The organism is Truepera sp., from assembly GCA_032027045.1.
Lineage (GTDB): Bacteria > Deinococcota > Deinococci > Deinococcales > Trueperaceae > JAAYYF01.
In genome coordinates this window covers 413,314-431,517 of sequence record JAVSMU010000001.1, presented here as the reverse complement: position 1 = coordinate 431,517, position 18,204 = coordinate 413,314, and the positions used below count along the sequence as shown (strand labels likewise).

Annotated in this window: 16 protein-coding genes and 1 tRNA gene; 12 read left to right on the top strand and 5 right to left on the bottom strand. The window is 63.9% G+C overall.

Going from position 1 to position 18,204, the window contains the following annotated elements; all coding sequences use genetic code 11:
• Positions 1–331: 331 nt before the first annotated feature.
• Both ROY82_01870 and ROY82_01865 read left to right on the top strand, forming a co-directional pair.
• On the top strand, positions 332–2,206 hold the full coding sequence (locus ROY82_01870) for a site-specific DNA-methyltransferase (GenBank protein MDT3681213.1): 1,875 nt from the start codon (positions 332–334) through the stop codon (positions 2,204–2,206).
• Positions 2,207–2,208: 2 nt separating this feature from the next.
• Positions 2,209–4,845 carry a DEAD/DEAH box helicase family protein gene (locus tag ROY82_01865; protein ID MDT3681212.1) on the top strand — a complete coding sequence of 879 codons (2,637 nt, stop codon included), beginning with the start codon at positions 2,209–2,211 and terminating at the stop codon, positions 4,843–4,845.
• Between the two features lie 285 nt (positions 4,846–5,130).
• Here the strand turns inward: ROY82_01865 and ROY82_01860 are convergent, their stop codons facing one another.
• The gene (locus tag ROY82_01860) at positions 5,131–6,054 is read right to left on the bottom strand and encodes a toll/interleukin-1 receptor domain-containing protein (GenBank protein ID MDT3681211.1); all 924 of its coding nucleotides are present in this window, start codon (positions 6,052–6,054) and stop codon (positions 5,131–5,133) included.
• A gap of 482 nt (positions 6,055–6,536) precedes the next feature.
• Here ROY82_01860 and ROY82_01855 point away from each other — a divergent pair, with 482 nt between their 5' ends.
• The 4 genes from ROY82_01855 (at position 6,537) to ROY82_01840 (ending at position 9,035) form a co-directional block, all read left to right on the top strand.
• A complete protein-coding gene (locus ROY82_01855) occupies positions 6,537–7,442 on the top strand; it encodes an ArdC family protein (GenBank protein ID MDT3681210.1) in 906 nt (301 codons plus the stop codon).
• Positions 7,443–7,561: 119 nt separating this feature from the next.
• Positions 7,562–7,900: a hypothetical protein gene (locus tag ROY82_01850; GenBank protein ID MDT3681209.1), complete on the top strand. Its 339-nt coding sequence runs from the start codon at positions 7,562–7,564 to the stop codon at positions 7,898–7,900.
• Positions 7,897–8,352 (top strand): hypothetical protein, encoded by a 456-nt coding sequence (locus ROY82_01845; GenBank protein ID MDT3681208.1) that lies wholly within the window; start codon positions 7,897–7,899, stop codon positions 8,350–8,352. Before ROY82_01850 ends, ROY82_01845 begins: the two co-directional genes overlap by 4 nt.
• 20 nt (positions 8,353–8,372) lie before the next feature.
• Positions 8,373–9,035: a hypothetical protein gene (locus ROY82_01840; protein ID MDT3681207.1), complete on the top strand. Its 663-nt coding sequence runs from the start codon at positions 8,373–8,375 to the stop codon at positions 9,033–9,035.
• Between the two features lie 17 nt (positions 9,036–9,052).
• Here ROY82_01840 and ROY82_01835 read toward each other — a convergent pair whose 3' ends face one another.
• Complete coding sequence (locus ROY82_01835; GenBank protein MDT3681206.1) at positions 9,053–9,664, bottom strand: hypothetical protein; 612 nt, start codon at positions 9,662–9,664, stop codon at positions 9,053–9,055.
• 439 nt (positions 9,665–10,103) lie between these two features.
• Between ROY82_01835 and ROY82_01830 the strand changes: the two genes are divergently transcribed.
• The 4 genes from ROY82_01830 to ROY82_01815 all read left to right on the top strand — a co-directional run bounded on the left by ROY82_01830 (position 10,104) and on the right by ROY82_01815 (position 13,865).
• Positions 10,104–10,301, top strand: a complete 198-nt coding sequence (locus tag ROY82_01830; protein ID MDT3681205.1) for a helix-turn-helix domain-containing protein — start codon at positions 10,104–10,106, stop codon at positions 10,299–10,301.
• The gene (locus tag ROY82_01825; GenBank protein ID MDT3681204.1) at positions 10,298–12,061 is read left to right on the top strand and encodes a YfjI family protein; all 1,764 of its coding nucleotides are present in this window, start codon (positions 10,298–10,300) and stop codon (positions 12,059–12,061) included. The genes ROY82_01830 and ROY82_01825 overlap by 4 nt, the downstream gene beginning before the upstream one ends.
• A 105-nt stretch (positions 12,062–12,166) precedes the next feature.
• Positions 12,167–12,643: a hypothetical protein gene (locus ROY82_01820; protein MDT3681203.1), complete on the top strand. Its 477-nt coding sequence runs from the start codon at positions 12,167–12,169 to the stop codon at positions 12,641–12,643.
• 88 nt (positions 12,644–12,731) lie between these two features.
• Positions 12,732–13,865, top strand: a complete 1,134-nt coding sequence (locus ROY82_01815; protein ID MDT3681202.1) for a site-specific integrase — start codon at positions 12,732–12,734, stop codon at positions 13,863–13,865.
• A gap of 154 nt (positions 13,866–14,019) precedes the next feature.
• On the opposite strand, the gene ROY82_01810 is transcribed toward ROY82_01815, so the two are convergent.
• Positions 14,020–14,095, bottom strand: a tRNA-Ala gene (locus ROY82_01810).
• Positions 14,096–14,577: 482 nt separating this feature from the next.
• Between ROY82_01810 and ROY82_01805 the strand changes: the two genes are divergently transcribed.
• Positions 14,578–15,912: a hypothetical protein gene (locus ROY82_01805; protein MDT3681201.1), complete on the top strand. Its 1,335-nt coding sequence runs from the start codon at positions 14,578–14,580 to the stop codon at positions 15,910–15,912.
• A gap of 146 nt (positions 15,913–16,058) precedes the next feature.
• Here the strand turns inward: ROY82_01805 and rplS are convergent, their stop codons facing one another.
• Both rplS and ROY82_01795 read right to left on the bottom strand, forming a co-directional pair.
• Positions 16,059–16,472, bottom strand: coding sequence for a 50S ribosomal protein L19 (gene rplS / locus ROY82_01800; protein MDT3681200.1), 414 nt, complete (start codon positions 16,470–16,472; stop codon positions 16,059–16,061).
• Positions 16,473–16,657: 185 nt separating this feature from the next.
• Positions 16,658–17,125 (bottom strand): TlpA disulfide reductase family protein, encoded by a 468-nt coding sequence (locus tag ROY82_01795; GenBank protein MDT3681199.1) that lies wholly within the window; start codon positions 17,123–17,125, stop codon positions 16,658–16,660.
• 58 nt (positions 17,126–17,183) lie between these two features.
• Between ROY82_01795 and ROY82_01790 the strand changes: the two genes are divergently transcribed.
• On the top strand, positions 17,184–18,173 hold the full coding sequence (locus ROY82_01790) for a VOC family protein (GenBank protein ID MDT3681198.1): 990 nt from the start codon (positions 17,184–17,186) through the stop codon (positions 18,171–18,173).
• Positions 18,174–18,204: the final 31 nt, after the last annotated feature.

Below are 18,204 nucleotides of genomic sequence, written 5' to 3'. Positions count from 1 at the left end.
GTCACGTCTTGTCACGACGATGCGTCTAGGACGCCGACAACGGAACACTCAGCAATGCCGCAACCGGCTGCCGCCTAAGAACTTGGCAGAAGATTGCAGATGGGCATGGTGAGTGAGCTACGAACTCTACGTTCCTAAGGTTCCGTTACGGGCCCACGTGTGGCACGGCTGGCGATGACACTAAGAAGTTTTCCCCCGCTTGCAACGCCAGCGAGACTAGCCAGGAGTACATCCAGCCGATCGCGTCCATCGGTTTAGGACCGGCGAGGCGGGTTACCCTACATGACGCGCAAAGCAGTGTCATGGCCCGGCGGGCAGAAGGGGTGCGGTTGTGCCGGAGCTAGTCTTCAAAGGTAAAGAGTTCGTCTACAACCATCACCTAAGCGTGCCGTTCCGGCCGCTCGTGGTTCACGCCGATAAGGGCATAGGCAACGCCAGCCTCGATGACAACCTCATCATCAACGGCGACAACTTGCACGCTCTAAAAGCACTCCTTCCCATGTATGCCGGAAAGGTGGACTGCGTGTTCATCGACCCGCCATACAACACAGGCAAAGAGGGCTGGAGCTACAACGACAACGTCAACAGCCCCATGCTGCGTGAGTGGCTCAACAGCAACCCCATCACGATCGAGGACGGACTGCGCCACGACAAGTGGGCAGCAATGATGTATCCGCGCTTGAAACTCCTCCACGAACTCATTGCCGATACCGGCATCCTGTTCGTCACGATCGATGAGCACGAGGGGCATCGACTCGAACTTATCCTCGACGATATCTTCGGTTCTGAAAACAATCTCGGTCGCATCATTGCTCGCCTCAACCCGAAGGGTCGGCACTTAGACCAGTTCTTCGCCAAGACCCACGAGTACGTACTCATATTCGCCAAGGACGTGAGCGCAACCGAGCTAACTGGCATTCCCAAGACCGAGAAAATGCTCGCTGAATACAACGAAGAGGACGACAAGGGTCGCTACCGTCTACTAGAGCTGCGAAACCGCAACTCCGCCTTCAACCCCAAGACACGGCCAAACCTCTACTTCCCTCTGTACATAAATCCCCACACCGGCGAGGTGTCACCAAACCGCGACGAAGAGCACAGCGAGGAAGCCTTGCCGCTCGACTCAGCTGGAAATCCCACCTGCTGGACGTGGAGTATTCCAAAGATACGAAGCGAAAACCACTTAGTTGTCGGGCGTCAGTCATCACAAGGTGGCTGGCGGGTCTTTCGCAAGGACTATCTTGCAGATGAAGAAGGAAAGGAAACAAGGACGAAACCCAAGACCATTTGGTTGGACGCTGATCTCAACATGGACTTGGCCCGAAAAACTGTTACAGAAATCATGGGCGGGAACGTCTTTGACTTCCCAAAACCTGTTGCCTTGGTGGAGAAGCTTCTGCAGCTCCTTCCGAACCCAGAAGCGCTAGTTCTTGACTCATTTGCCGGATCAGGAACTACGGCCCATGCAGTCCTCGCTCAAAACGCGAAGGACCAGGGTAGCCGAAAGTTCATCCTGGTCGAAATGGAGGACTACGCCGATCAGCTGACTGCCGAGCGAGTCCGCCGGGTCATCAACGGCTACTCTTTTACCGGGACTCAGCGCGACGAACTACTTCGCGAGAAGATCACATGGACAAAGTTCCAACAAGCCAGCAGGCTGTTAGAGAAAGTAGAAGGGCTTGAGAACGCCTATGGCCCCAGCTATGACACGATCCGGAAGTCGGTGACTAACGGAGAGTTGGTTGTTACTGGGGAGAAAAAGGTCGAGGAGAAAGCAGAAGGTCTTGGCGGTACGTTTACCTACTGCACGCTTGGCGATCCTATCGACATGGACAGGCTGCTAACTGGTGAGAGCTTGCCCTCCTTTGAGGCGCTGGCGAGCGTGCTCTTCCACACTGCCACGAACACGCCACTGTCCTCAGAGACCATAGAGGCAGATGCGCTGGGTCAGCCGGGTCACGGCTACCTGGGCGAAGCCGCCGGGGTCCACGTATGGCTCATCTATCAGCCGGACCTGGAGTACCTGAAGTCGAGCGACGCCGCCCTCACCCTCGCCAAGGCAAGGAGCATAGCCGAGACACGCGAGGGTCGCCATGTCGTCTTCGCACCCGCGCGCTTCGTGTCCCAGAAGATGCTCAACGACGCAGACCTCCCCGTTGAGTTCGCCCCGCTCCCGTTCGCGCTCTACCGCGTCGAAAGGGAATAGCAGTGCTACGCGACCTGGACTATCAAGCGCGAGTCCTAACCGTCGTTGACGACTACCTGACGCACCTCATCGACGAGAAGAAACGCGCCGACCGCGTCCACGATCTAGCCAAGCAAGACCCAGACCTCGGCCTGGAAGTACCAGACCACGCCGAGAGAGCCTGGGAAGCCCTGAAACAGGCGGGCAAACTGCCGGCCACCCGCGCCAACATCCCCTTCTCGCCTCGCAAGGACGGCGTCGGGCGCAGCGTACCTAACGTGGTGCTCAAGGTGCCCACCGGCGGCGGTAAAACCTATCTTGCCACCGCCTCGCTATCTCGGATCATGGGCCGTTACCTCGGCCAGAACTCCGGCTTCGTGCTCTGGATCGTCCCGAACGAAGCTATCTACACGCAGACCCTAAAGCAGCTCAAGGACCGCGAGCACCCGTACCGGCAGATGCTGGACCGCTCAGCGGCGGGCCGCGTGAAGATCATGGAGAAGAACGATCCTCTCAACGCTCGCGACGTCGAGACGCACCTGTGCGTCATGGTCCTCATGCTGCAAGCCGCTAACCGCGAGACCAAGGACTCCCTCAAGATGTTCCAGGACCGCGGCGACGTCCACGGCTTCTTCCCCCCAGAAGGCGATCAAGCCGCGCACCAGGCCGCGCTCGACGCCACCCCGAACCTCGACGCCTACAGCTCAGCCGCAGGCTCCGGAAGCATGTGGCCGATGGTCAAGGACTCCCTCGGCAACGCGCTCCGGCTCATCCGCCCCGTCGTCGTTATGGACGAAGGGCACAGGGCCATCAGCGACCTCGCGTTCAGGACGCTCTACGGCTTCAACCCCTCCTTCGTCCTCGAACTAACCGCAACTCCCGTGGACGTCGCAGCGCGAGGCGGGAGAAACCCCCGCGAGGCGCGCTACGCCAACGTCCTCGTGGACGTCCTAGGAGTCGAGCTGCTGCGCGAGGGCATGATCAAGATGCCCCTCAACCTCGCCACCCTCCAAGATGCCGACTGGCGCAACACCCTAAACACTGCCCTCGAACGGCTCAACCGTCTACAAGAAGCAGCTCAAGAGCACCGAGCGAACGGCGGGAACTACATCCGCCCCATCATGCTCGTCCAAGTCGAACGCACCGGCCAAGACCAACGCGACGGCAACCACATCCACGCCCTCGACGTCAAAGAGTGGCTCGCGCAAGCCGGGCTCGACCCGGACGCCGAGATCGCCATCAAGACCGCCGACACCAACGACCTCAACAACCCTGAAAACCAAGACCTACTCGCGCCCACCAACCGCGTGCGCGTCATCATCACCAAGCAAGCGCTGCAAGAAGGTTGGGACAACCCCTTCGCCTACGTCCTCTGCTCGCTAGCAGCCAGCTCCAGCCTCAACAGCATGACCCAGCTCGTCGGCCGCATACTCAGGCAGCCTCACGCCGAGAAGACCAACGTCAAAGCCCTTGACGAGTGCTACGTCTACGCCCACCACGCCTCCACCGCAGACGTCGTCCAAGCTGTCAAGACCGGCCTGGAAGAAGGCGGCCTCGGCGACTTGGTAAGAGAAGTCCGCCAGGAGGACGAAACGGGCAGCACGACAAAGGGTCCCCGCAACATCCCACGCCGCGCTGAGTTCCGAACCACCGAGATCTACCTACCCCGAGTCCTCAAGATCGAGCGCGGCAAAGCCCGCCTGCTCGACTACGACACGGACATCCTCTATCAGATCGACTGGACCGACCTCGACGTAAGACCTCTTGTCGCTCGCATACCAACGAACTTCCAGGCGGCCGAGAGCCAGCTGCAACGCATCACCCTCACCGAAGGCCAAGAACGCATCGTCGCCGAGAGGGTCGAAGCTAACAAGAACGTGCACGCCCTCGACCCCGCCTACCTGGTCAGGCTCACCTCCGACATCGTGCAGAACGCCTGGATAGCCCGCGACATCGTCGGCAAACTCTTGGACGGTCTCAGGGCGTGCGGTTTCACCGACGAACGCCTCGGCCAGCTCTCCAGTCTCATCCTCAGTGAACTCCGCAAGTACCTCGCCGAGAAGCGCGACGAGAAAGCCGAACAACTATTCCGCCACGAGGTCTCCTGTGGCAACGTGCAGTTCCGCCTCCGCGCCGACGGCGCCACCTGGCGCATGCCGACTACCTCCGTCACAACCGAGCCCGAGAACGCCCCGCAAGTCGTAGGGCTCGACGGTGGCCCCCTGCAGAAGAGCCTCTTCGCTCCTCAGTACGCCGCCGACTTCAACCCTGACGAGCGCGACGTAGCCGTCTACCTTGACGCCGAAGAAACCCTCAACTGGTGGCACCGCAACGTCGCCCGTAACCAGTACTACGTGCAGGGCTGGCGGCGCGGCAAGATCTACCCCGACTTCATCTTCGCCGCACGACCCGATGGAACCGCTAACCGCATCACCGTACTAGAAACCAAAGGCGACCACCTCGGGGGTAACGACGACACCACCTACAAGGCGGCCGTGCTCGATCTGCTCACTGGCGCTTTCCAGTGGGACAGGACCGTCCCAGCCGGACAGATGGAACTACTCACCGACGACGGAACAACCGTCCAGTGCGAACTGGTGCTGATGGACGACTGGCGAACCAAGTTGCCCGCTCTCATAGCAGTGGACCCGAGTAGGTAAGTGTGTGCTTTGACCTTTGCACATACCCATCTTGTCGGCTTTGACGTGTAGACAAGGAAGCGCAGGTGGCTGCAACTACCTAAGTGGCCGCCTGAGAGTTGCGTTGCCGGGCTCCCAGGAGTAGAAGGACAGAAACACCCTTCTCCAAGATACATCTCGCACGGACAGAGGCTTCGTCGGGCACGTGGAACGAGCGCACGCACTGAGTCTGCCTGTGAGCAACAACTGCGGAACTTGCCGCCTATCGCTACCTACCGTTACATGCCGAATAGGACGCGCTGTTTCCTAGTCGAAGGTAATCTCGTTAGCCAACTTCTGGACTTGCGCCTCGTGTTCCTCTCGCTTCCGCTGCTCCTGCTCTTGCGCCAGTTTGCGGCGCTCCTCAAGGCGTCGCAGGCCAGCGTTTGCTTGCTCAACGGCAAGGACAAGCGTATCCCGATGGTATCGCCTTACCTCGTCCATAGTGGTCCCATCAAGGAGCACCTTGTCTCCTACCACTCGCGCGATACCAGGACGATGCATAGAAGTCCAGCGCGGGGGGCGGTTCCAAGCCTCCACGAAGAGCCGTGACCACTCGACTGAGGGCGCCCTCGAAAGTCGGAACGGAACTCTGTAAAGTCCACTTCCGGGACTTCCATCGAGCGTCGGTTGGGTTACCTCATCCACGATAACGCCGACGATGCGCATGGGCTCATCTGCGTTAGCCGGCTGCGAGGGAGCCGTGCGCTGACTTCCATCTGGCCGCTTCTGAACGACCACAGGCGGGGCTTGCTGGCGGGTACCGAGGATCGTTGCTAGCAAGTCCGAATAACCGGTTTCAGCGGCGCCACTTCGCATATCAACGAAGTACTTCCCTCGAAGCCACGACGGTGCGCTCTCGGCCCACTCGCCTATACGCAGTAAGGGAATGAACTTCCTGTGCTGCCTGTCGGCCATTACCTCTGCCGTCATGATGTCGCCCTCGTATCCGACGCCACCCTGACGAGAGTCGGACTTAGCCTTGTATGTGGGGGTGCACACGATGAGGACAAAGTCGTTGGTTCTGACTGCCTCTTCCATGAACTGAGGCAACTGGTCACCCGGCGCCAGATGCCACTGGTCCAGAGTGACGTCAACACCATCTCCTCGGAACCGGGTAGCCAAGTCACGAACCCACGAACGCAACTCTTCCGACTCCCAGGCATACGAAATGAACGCCTTAGGTGGCATAGGCCTATCGTACCCACTCCCCAGGTCAGATGCTTGTCTGTGTATATAGCTGGGCGTGAAAGGTGCAGCAAAACCAGACCGGGCGGAAAAGGCCGACTTCTGTCGCCGCCAAAGGCCGCCTGGCTGTACTGCCTTCTGAGAAGTACCCCCTCCTCCTGGTCCGGGTAGCCCCCCAACACTTGAGTATCCGCGGGGTTGTTAGACCCCCCTCCCCCTGTCAGCTTCGTGTCGCGATCGAAATAGGAAACTCGAAACCTAGCAGCGCCGGCACTAGCGCCGCCATCACTCAGTTGCATCCCACCCGAGAACCCGCCTAACGGCGGGCTTTCTCATGCCACAGGCATGAACCCCAACGCCCACCACAGACTGAAAGGAGCAGCAGACTTGTAGACCGTCGCCCCTCTCCAGCCACCAGCCAGCAACCACAAGACCGCCCCGATCTTCTAACGAAGGTCGGGGCTTTTCTCGTTTAGGAGCACGCCATGACCACCACCGCCAAGCAGGACAACAAACAGGCAGCTCTCGACATTCTCCACAAGGGAGTCACCGACCTCATGACCAGCGACGGCTGGAAGAGAGCCCTGCAGTTCCGCCAGCGCTTCCACAACTACAGCTACATGAACACCCTCCTGATCCTCGCCCAGCGCCCCGACGCGCAGCTCGTCGCCGGGTACCGCACCTGGCAGGCCAGCAACCGCTTCGTCCGCAAAGGCGAGAAGGGCATCGCAATCCTCGCGCCGCTACTCGTCCGCGATCCTGACGACCACGACCAGCTCAACCTCGTCGGCTTCAAGACCGTCTACGTCTTCGACCTCGCCCAGACCGACGGCGAACCCATCCCACAACGCGACAGCCCCCGCCTGCTCACGGACACGCCAGAAGCTCAGGTAAAGCTCGCCGGACTCCACTTCCGCCTCGCCATGTTCTGCGCCAGCAAAGGCGTCCGCGTCAGCTGGGACTTCCAGCACGAACACGCCCTCGGCGTCTACCGGCCAGCCGACAAGCACATCGCCATCCGGCCGGGCCTCAGCCACACCCAAGCCTTCAAGACCCTATGCCACGAGGCGGCGCACATGCTCCTGCACAGCGGCAGCGAGAACCGCCACGGCGCCGAGCTGGAGGCCGAAACAACCGCCTTCCTCGTAGCCAACGCAATCGGCATCGACACCAGCACCTACTCCTTCGCCTACCTCGCCAGCTGGACCGACAGCCTCGAAGACCTCATCCAAGCCGGAGACCGAGCCAGCAAAGCCGCCGACCAGATCCTCGAACAACTGACGGCCGACCCCGACGCCGCCAGCACCGAGCCAAAAGCGGAACCCACCAACCCGTCCACGTCCTCCGGGCAGGCGTCCAAACGCCCGCCACTCACCTTCGTCAGCAGTTGACCAGCAGAAAGGAGCACCAGCCTGACCAACTCACCAACTGGAGCCGCCTACAACCCGAACTCCCACTAGCGCCAGCGATCCACTAAGGTCCTGGCGCTCCTTCGCTTTAGGAGCCAGACATGACCCTCCCGCAACTCTTCCGCGCCCTCATCCACGCCCTCACCACCTGCCCTGAAGGCCACCAGGTCGACGCGCTACTAGCCGACCTCGCCGCCAGGACCGCCCTGACCCTCCACGAGACCAAGGCCGACAGCCTCAAGCTCGCCTGCCTCACCATCACCAACCCCGAACCGCTCATCGCCGTCGACCGCCTCCTGCACCACTACGGCTTCACCCTCACGGCTTCACTCCACCAAGACGCCGCACGCCTCATCAGCATCAAGCGGTTCCACGCCCCCATCACCGACCTCGAAGGCCGCGTACGCGCCACCAGCACGAAAGGAGAGCTAGCCGCATGACCCTCACTCTCACTGACCTACTGAGCGAGAAGCCCGACATTCCTTGGTGCTACACCTGCCAAGGCGACGGCTACCTCGTCTACGTCGGCGGCCCCGGCTACTACAGCACCTACCACGGCAACTACCTCCCCACCGAACGCCAAGAACCCTGCGACGACTGTCACGGGACCGGCCGCAACGACGACGGCAGCAGCCCCACCAACGCCGTCCGGCAACACCTACGAGCCCTCACCCCCAGCCAACGCCTCCACCTACAGCGCCTCACACAAGGCCACAAGCTCCCCGTCACTCCCGCCAACTATCAGGCGCTCGAAGACCTACTTAGCGAGGTCGAGAACGAACTCAGCAGCAAGCACCCCATCACCGTCGAACTAGAGGCGGCGCTAAACAACGCCCAGCTGCTCGAACCCACCACACCGCCCACGGGCCACCGCAGGCCGCGCATCTACTAACCGCCCCTGAAAGGAGCGCCATGAACGACAACATCGACTGGCACAACCTGCTCCAACGCCTCGCCGAACCGTTCGACGCCAGCGAGATCAAGTACCGCGCCGGAGCCACCAACCGCGACAAGACCAAAGCCATCGCCCTCGCCTACGCCGACCCACGCGCCTACGAAGACCGCCTCAACCTACTCGTGCCCGGAGAGTGGCACGTCCAGTTCACCCCCTGGGGCGAACACCGACTCATCTGCCACCTCACCATCCTCGACGTCACCAGAAGCAGCACCGGCGAAAGCGGCGACAGCAACCCCGACATCGCCGGCACCAGCGCCGAAGCGCAAGCCTTCAAGCGAGCCTGCACCAAGTTCGGGCTCGGCCGCTACCTCTACTCGCTACCCACCCAGTGGGTCGACTACGACGCCAACACCAAGCAGCTCAAGGGATCACCCACGCTCGCAGCACCGCAGCGTGCGCCCCAGAGCCGGGAGCTGGTAAGCGACGCCATCGGCCCGAAACGCGCCGCCCTCATGCAGAAGGAGCTTGCCAAGCTCGGCGTAGCGCGACGAGACCAACTCGCTTACGCCACGAGCGTGCTCGGTAGAGAAGTACCCGACCTCGCCGCCCTTGAGGAGCGCGAAGCTCGCATCGTCTGGTCAGCCGCCCGTGAACTGCAAGACCCACGAGCCGCCTGACTTCTCTGCCGCCTTACTCAGTGGCTTGGACGGGTTAGGTCACGCAGCGTTGCTTCGTACTCCTCGCGCACGGCCGCGCCCAGCTTCGCTAGATCGCCGTGCATAGTCACCAGTTCACGTAGAACGTCCGCAAAGACAGCAGCGCCGTCCTCAGAACCTTCGGTGATGTGATCCGTCGCCAGGTCATACCGAGCCCGAGTCAACAGGCCCAGCGAAAGAGCATGCTCCAGGACAGCCAACCTCCAGGCTACGGCCCGCATGCGCCGATTCAGGACCAACTCGACCTGGTCGGTCAGGTCGCTGTATGGACGCACCACGTCCACCCAACGCTTCACTGTCGAGTAGGGCACACCGTACTCGCGAGCCGTATCACTGATCGACTGCGCACCCAACAAGACCTTGGTTGCAGCCTCGACCACCGTGGCTTCGTCATGGCGCAGTCGGTGCATCGGCGTTCCGGCCAACTCGGTAAACGTCTTCCGACACTTTTTGCAGCGGAAGCGCTGCACGCGGCGCTCCGTGACTCCAAAGCGTTGGATGTTTCCTTGACCGGTCACCTCGAAGTAAGAGCAAGCCGGGTTGAGGCAGGCCTGACCTGAAGGCTGGATGTACTCGAAGTCGCCCGCCACAAGCCACTCTTGCTCGCGCAGGCCGAGCTGTCAACACGGAACGCGAACTTTCAACAGGGAACGCGAAAACAAGCTCTGAGCAGCCCCGACTAACCTTGAAGAACGCGCGGCCACGAGCCTCGCACCCTTCGCTCCCCACCCGACAGAACCCAACGCAGCCGCAGCCCACCCAACTCGGGTCGCACGAGAGGACTTCATCAGGCCGCCACGAAGCCATATCAGACATAGCTCGTCAGCAACTAACCACCTCGCCAGGCGGGACTCTGAGCCCAGCACCACGGACAAATGAGCCCCGCCGCCCCTCACGAAGCGCCCTCACCTCTACTGGTAGGGCGTCACGCCGCGATCCCCGAACCACTTGAAGCCGAAGGGGCGTGGGCCAGAAGCCACCCCTACATCAACCGCGACCTCCGCCCACGAGGAGGCGCTAGGAGTTCTTGTGCAAGACCGCAACACGAAGCCCCTTCTCAGCCCCGACGAGTTCCGCTACGCGCTTGGCGGCGCCATCGGCCGCGGCAACGTCTACGAACTTCTCCGAGCGGGACGCATCCGGCACATCAAGGTCGGCCGCAAGATCCTCATCCCGCACCGCGAGGTCGAGGCGTTCATCGAGCGCGAAGCCGCCACCAGCGCATGACAGCCCCATCCGCCACCCTCCAGCGCATCGACGGCAAGCTGACCGCCCTCGCGCAGCGCCCGGCCGCCGCCCCCGGACGCGTCGACCAGCTCACCGCCGAGTACCGCCACCTCAGCCTCTTCGACTGGCCTGCGGACGGCGAACAGCGTCTCGCCAGCCTCGAAGCTGAGCTTGACGCTGCCCTGACCGCAGACGCCGACCAGCTCCACGATGGAGCCTGCTGCCCCGATGACGCCGAGGAGCCCGAGGCCACTTGGCCGCAGCCGTTGCCCCTGACCGAGGCTGAGGTCGCGCCCGGCATGCCGCCTGACCTCCTGCCAGAGCCGCTACGCGCCTGGTTGGTCGACGAGGCCGAGCGCATGAGCGTGCCTGTCGAGATGATCGCCATCCCAGCCGTCGTGTCGCTAGGAGCCGTCGCCGGGCGCAACATCGGCCTCTACCCCAAGCGCTACGACACCTGGCAGGTCGTCCCCAACCTCTGGGGTGCCGTCATCGCGCCGCCTAGCTCCATGAAGTCCCCCGCCCTGCAAGAGGGCACGCGCCACATCGAACGGCTCGCCGCAGACGCCATAGCCGCCTACGAAGCCGACCGCCACGTGCGCGACGCCAAGGTCTCCATCCAAGAGGCCAAGCTGTCGAAGCTCTACAAGGAGGCGGCAGGCCCGTCGCCCGCGATCACGCTCACCGAGCAGATCGCCGCCGCCAGCCAGGAGATCGAGGCGTTGCAGCGCCCGGTGAAGCGCTACACCACTAACGACCCCACCGTAGAGATGGCAACCGAGCTGCTCCGCACCAACGAACGGGGCCTGCTGGTCATTCGCGACGAACTGGTGGGCTTGCTCGTTTCATGCGACAAGCCTGGCCGTGAAGGCGACCGCGAGTTTTTCCTTGAGGCATTCAACTCCAAGGCGAACTACACCGTCGACCGCATCGGCCGCGGCACCATCCATGTGCCCGCCCTCACGCTAAGCATCGTTGGCGGCGTGCAGCCCGGGAAGATGGAGGCCTACGTGTTGGGCGCCGTCTCCGGCGGCAGGCAGTCCGACGGCCTGCTGCAGCGCTTCCAGCTCGCCGTCTACCCGGAGCCGCTGACCGACTACGTGCACGTCGACCGCCCCGTCGACCCCACCGTACGGGAGGGCGTGCAACGCCTCTTCCAGGCGCTCGCCGACCTCGACCCGGCCGCCCATCCAGAACTAGAACGTCAACTGGGCCGGTTGCCCGGCCTACGCTTCACCCCTGAGGCGCAGGAGGAGTTCGACGCCTGGTTCACTGCGCACATGCGACGCCTCCGCTCACGCGAGCTGAGCGACACGCCAGCCTTCCAGGCTCACCTAGGTAAGTACCAAGCGCTCGTCGGCAAGCTAGCGCTTCTGTTCCACCTGATCGACAGCGTCGACGACGTCGAGCTGCGGCCGGTGAGCGCCGCAGCACTGCGCTTGGCGATCCGCTGGACTGAGTACCTGGAGGCGCACGCGCGCAAGCTCTATGCCCCCGAGTTGACGCGCACGACGGAGAACGTGCGCCAGCTCGCTCACCGTCTCATCGCCGGCGAGCTGGAGGACGGCTGCTCCGTGCGGGACATCTACCGGCGCGGCTGGCGCGGACTCAAGACCAAAGCCAGCGTCCAGCAGGCCGTCGAGCACCTGGCCGGACGCGGCTGGCTGCGCCTCGAAGGCAGTCCCTCCGGCACCGGCCGCCCCACCGAGATCATCCGCACCAACCCACTGCTCGACTTCGCAGCCGACCTCGACCTCTAGCCACACACCCCAGCTGCCACCGACAGAACCGACGAAACCCTCCGCAGCCGGATGGGGTTTTGTCAGCTCTGTCAGTGGCCGTTCACCTCTAAGGAGACAGACAGCATGACCCACGCCATCCGCCCCTCCATCGACCGCTCGCGCGAGTTCATCGACTACAGCGGCAGCGTCTTCAAGCACCTCACCGACGCCAATGTCCGGATCGCCAACTGGAAGAGCCGCCTCCCCCGTGCCGCCTTCCACATTCAGGAGGAGCTACGCGTCCCACCCACAACCCCAGGCCTTGCCGACCTCCTCACCACGTTCTGGCAGGACCTGGATGCACTCACATGCAGCCCGCTAGTCGAGGAGACCTTCGGCGTAGACCTGACCGGCGTGCCAGATGACGCCATACGGCTCATAGCGTTCTACGCGCTGACCACCCTGCTGCCCGGCCAACGACCGGATAACCCCCTTATGACCCCGAGCATGCTCAACACCAAGATCCTCGTGGCCCTTGGTCTAGGTCTTCTTCAGGACGGGCGTCGAGACGAGGCGCTAGAGATTCTGGCGGAAGCAGTGAAGCACGTGCCCGTCATCTAGTAGCTCCCTACAACCCGACCTTCGACTTCACCGAGCCCAGCCCCCGGCTGGGCTCTTCTCATTCCCCCACTTTCTAAGGAGCGCCCGCATGGCACGACGCCGCGCGAAGGGCGATGGCAGCATCACCCGCCGCAAGAACGGCCTTTGGCAGGCCGCCACCACCATCGGCTACGACGAGAACGGCAAGCAGCTGCGCAAGACCGTCTACGGCAAGACCAAGGAGGAGGTGCGCAAGAAACTCGAGGATCTGCGCCAGCAAGCCAGCAGCACTGGCATCCCCATCGAGGACCCCACGCTAGGCGCTTACCTGGAGCGCTGGCTGACCGAGAAGGCGCGCCAGGTGAAGCCGCGCACCGTGGAGTCTTACCGCTACACGGTCGAGAAGTACATCGCCCCCAAGCTCGGCCGCGTGAGGCTCGGCAAGCTCACGCCGCTACGCATCCAGGCGGCGCTCGGCGAGATCGCCGACGAGGTAAGCCCCCACACGAGCAACTACTGCCGAAGCACCCTGCGCACGGCGCTCGACCAGGCCGTCAAGTGGCAGCTCCTGCCGCGCAACCCAGCCGCGGCGGTCGACACCGTCCGCGCCGAGAAGCGCGAGATGACGCTATGGACCACCGAGCAGGTCGGCCGCATCCTAGCGCACTCCGAACGGCACCGCCTCCACGCCCTCTTCTACCTGGCCATCACCTCTGGCCTACGCATAGGCGAGCTACTTGCCCTCACCTGGAGCGACCTGAAGGGCAGCACCCTCCACGTCCGGCGCAACCTCACCAAGCAGGATGGTCGCCTCACCCTCGCCAGCACCAAGACCACCAAGGGCCAGCGCCTGGTGGCGCTCGCAGCTGACACGCTGGAGGTCCTCGCGGAACACCGGCAGCGCCAGGACGCCGAGTTAGAACTGGCAGGCGAAGGCTGGGCGAACCCGGGTCACATGTTCACGACCGAGATCGGCACCTTCCTCGACCAGCGCAACGTGCTGCGGGTCTGGCACCGGCTGCAGGACCAGGCCGGTGTCCCACGCGCTCGCCTCCACGACGCTCGCCACCTCCACGTCTCGCTCCTGGTCCGGCACGGCCTCGACGCCAGCACCATCGCCGACCGTGTCGGACACACCAACCCCGCCTTCACGCTGCGTCAGTACACACACCTCTTCGAGGAGCAACGCCTAGCAGCCGCAGTGCCGCTCGCGAAACTCCTTGCCCCGGTTGACCAGACGTAACCAACGGCTCGGCACCCGTACGGCGCGTTTCGTGGCGGAAGCGCGCGAGGAGCACGTGGGTTCATAAGCTGTACATAAGCTGTACGAGGCCTGTAACGACAGAACCCCGGCGCTTGGCCGGGGTTCGTGGTTGCGTCTAGGACGCAATTTCTTGTGGTGGAGCCGAGGGGATTCGAACCCCTGACCTTCTGAATGCCATTCAGACGCGCTCCCAACTGCGCCACGGCCCCACGGGATGTTCTCGCTCCCAGCCACAGGCCGGGAGGGCGAACGCAAGTGTACAGACGGCGGCCATGGGGTGTCAACTTCGCTGCGCTTTGACGGTGGGTTGGCTCGGGCATGCGACGAGACCGATTCGGGCGCGCACTAGTTGGTCCGGACGCCCCGGGTCGTCACGACTCGGCAACGCCTTCTCCCCCAACCGTCGCAACGCCCAGCCGCGCCCTACTCGCGTCAGGGAGGGCTGGAATTAGCTGTAGTAAGACCTTTGTAAGAGATTTCCCAGGATAATCGCCGCATGACTCTAGGCCGGGAAAACTCTTCGAAGCCCCCGGTCGCGCCCGCCTCCTACGGCAAACCGGCTTACCGCGATGCCGTATCCGTCGCTCCGAAACCGACCTCGGACGCCGTGCGGGCTCCACGGCTTGCTGAGCTCTTGATACCGCTGACCCCGGCCATCGACGCCGCCGAAGGGTTGCCTCAGGCGCATGCCATGCGCACGGCCCTGACCGCGGTTAAGCTCGGCAACGCCATCGGTCTCGAGCGCACGGCGCTGCGGGACGTCTACTTCGCGGCGCTCCTCAAGGATCTCGGCGCCACCAGCGCCCGCTCCGTTGCAGCGCACACTTACGGGCCCGGCATCAACGGCTTCTACCACGCGCTCCACCATGCCGACCTGACCACCTTGCGGGGTTCGTTCGCCCTGGCCTGGCCGCTTCTAAGGGCGAGCACGCCGTGGCGCGGACGCGTAGCAGGCTTCGTCGATATCCTCATCGGGCAGGCTCGTGGGCCGATGGCCATCGAGCGCCGCCGAAGCCGCACCGGCGCGTCCATCGCGCTCGACATGGGCTTCAACCGGGGCACGGCCGAGGCGATCCTCTCGCAGAACGAGCGCTGGGACGGCCGCAGCAGGCCCGAGGCCTACGCCGGCGACGCCATCTCACTGTACGGGCGCGTTCTCAACACCTCCCAAGCCCTGGTCAGCGCCTGGTTCGAGGGTGGAGCGGGGCACGCGGTCGGGGAACTCAAACGGCTTAGCGGCAACCGGCTCGACCCGAGCCTCGTCGAGCACTCACTGCGACTCCTCGAAGACGAGCGGTTCGTGGAGCAGCTTGGCGCGCACGATATCGAGACACTGCTTCTGGAAGTCGAGCCCGACGGTTACGGCTACGCCTCGGCCTCGCGGGTAGACCGGCTCTTCACCGGCTTCGGGCGTTTCATCGACGCCAAATCGCCTTGGACCTACCGTCATTCCGAGCGCGTTCGCGAACTCGCCGTTGGTGCGGCGGTGCAACTCGACCGGCCGTACCATCTGGGAGCTACGGCCATGCGGCGCCTGAAGCGAGCGGCCCTCCTACACGACGTGGCCCTTCTGGCCACGCCCAGTGAAGTGTTGGATAGTCGCAAGTCTTTCTCCGACACCGAACTCGAGTTACTGCGCTCCACGCACCCGATATCCAAGGAAACCATCGTGCGGGTCCTCGACCTGGCCGACCTCGCCCCCGTTACCGAAACCTACACGGGTACGGAGCCACCCTCCCTGCTCGACGCGCCGGGTAGCACCCTTAGCGCACAGCAGCGCGAGGAACTGACGGCCATCCTGCTCGGTTTGGCCGACAAGTTCGAGGCGCTCACGGCACCGCGCCCGCACCGCGAGCGGCGCTCTTTCGACGACGCCCTCGGGGCACTGCGGTCGGAGGCGGAGAAGGCCGGCGCCATGCACCGCGCGGCCCTCGTCGGGCTCGAGCGCTTCCTAGCCACGCCGACCGCAGCGGCCGTGCTTGCGCCGCGCACGTTCGACCCGAACGCCATAGTGGTCGTCGAATAATCAGGGCACCCGCATCCGGCCCCGATCCAGATCGCACACGATCTGAAGCGGTCACAATCCAGATCCGCCCAAGACCCGGAACCGGCACAAGAAAGCGCCCCTCCGCCATAAAGCGAGGGGCGCTTCGATGATCTCCGGTCCGGGGGCTACCCCTTGTCGGCCTTCGCCGCGCGCGCAACGGCGCGGTCGCGCTCCTGCCGGGCCACGTCGGTCTTGAGCCGCGAAGCCTTGCCGCGCAGTTCGCGCAAGTAGTACAGCTTGGCCCGCCGCGTGCGGCCACGCTTCACCACGTCGATCTTCTCGATCAGGGGCGAGTTCACGGGGAAAACGCGCTCGACGCCCTCGCCGAACGACACCTTGCGCACCGTGATGGTGCTGCGTGCACCCTTGCCGTTCTTGCGGGCGATGACCACGCCTTCGAAGGCCTGGACGCGGGTGCGGTTGCCTTCGACGACCTTGTAGTCGACGCGGATCGTGTCACCCGTATCGAACTCAGGGAGGTCGGTGCGCACGTAGGGTTGCTCGATAGAGCGCAGGATGGCGCCTTTGTTGTACTTCATCGTCGTCTCCAGGTAGTTGACCGTGACGGTCCAACTGCGCGCCGCGGCGCCTGGGCGCCCGCAGCGGACGCGTTTCGAAGGGTGCCGGTCGAAAAAACCGCGAGGGTCACCGGCCTCCGTGCGTCAAGCCTTGCCATGTTAGCCCAACGACGCGGCTTAGTTCAATAGCCGACGTCTACCGCCCCTTAGCCGTCGCCCTGCGCCCCTTGCCCCTCTGTCAGTTCCTCGAGCAGGTACTCGAGCCTGGTGCGCGCGTTGTCCTGTGAACCGAAGACGGACCGTGCCAACTCGCCTTCAGCGTCGAACACGTACCAGTGCGGCGTGCCCTCGATCTTCCAGGCACGCGCCAGGTCGCCCGAGAGGTCGAGGGCGACGGGCATCTCCACGCGCGCGAACTCCTCGGCGAAACGCACCAGCGTCGGCACCACCTGATCTCGCGGCAACTCCCGGTGACCATGGGATGTGTGGACGAGCATGGTCCTGATGCGTTCCCCGTGTTCCTTCTGCATGCGCTTCATGAAGGGCACGCCGCGGGCCACGCAGGCCGCGCACTCGAGGTTGAAGAACATGACGAGGGTAGGCAGGCGACCGTCGGCCTCGCTGGGCGAGGGCGCGGTTCCGCCCGAAACGAACTCCGTAGGCCACGGCGTCATGCCCCAACGTTACGGGCGGCGGCCCGCGGGGCGCGTGCTCCTTGCTACGCTCTACTGCATGTCATTCGCAACTTCAGGCCTTCACCACGTGACGGCCATCGCCACCAGGCCCCAGGCCAACGTCGAGTTCTACGTGAGGCTGCTAGGCCAACGGCTCGTGAAGCGCACCGTCAACTACGACGACCCGCAGACCTGGCACCTCTACTTCGGCGGCCCCCTAGGCCAGCCAGGCACGGTGATGACGTTCTTCTCGTGGCCTGGTGCGGGTCCGGCCGTCCGTGGCGCTGGCGAGACCACGGCCGTGGCCTACCGTGTTCCTGCGGGCGCCCTGGACGCGTGGCGGCAGCGGCTGGACGACCACCAGTTGGCGCACTCCTCGTTCGAGCGCTTCGGCGAACGGGTTCTGGCGTTCGCGGACCCCGATGGGACGCCCCTGGAACTGGTCGAGGCATCGAACGGGGGCCCGCTCCTGAACTGGCCCGGGGCCCCCTTGCCTGGCGGCCTGGCGCCGCAGGGCCTTCATGCCGTAACGCTCTCGGCGCCCCGCTTGGATGCGACGGTGACCGCCTTGGAACGAGCACTGGGCATGCAGGTGATCGCAAGCGACGAAGCCGGCACCGCGCGTCGCGTGCGCCTAGGGCCAAAGCCGGCGGCCGACCCACTCTCCTACCCACCGGGCGGTTACCTGGATCTGCTCGAGGTGCCGTCTGCCCTTCAGGGTCGCCTCGGGTCCGGGGCCATTCACCACGTCGCGCTGAGGGCGTCGGCCACCGGTCTCGAGGAGGCACGCGAGGCGCTCCTGAGCGCGGGCCTCACTCCCACGCCCGTCAAGAACCGCCTCTACTTCAAGTCGGTATACTTCAAGGAGCCTGGAGGAGCCATCCTCGAGGTGGCCACCGACGAACCTGGTTTCACGGTCGACGAACCGGCCGACGAGCTTGGCCTGGCCTTCAAGCTGCCGGAGTGGCTCGAGAGCGAACGTGATTTCCTGCGCGCCAGGTTGCCGGTGACCGCAAGCCCGGAGTACGCGGACCGCTGGAATCAGTAGGGGGCGTCCTAACCAGCGGGCTCCGCGGTCG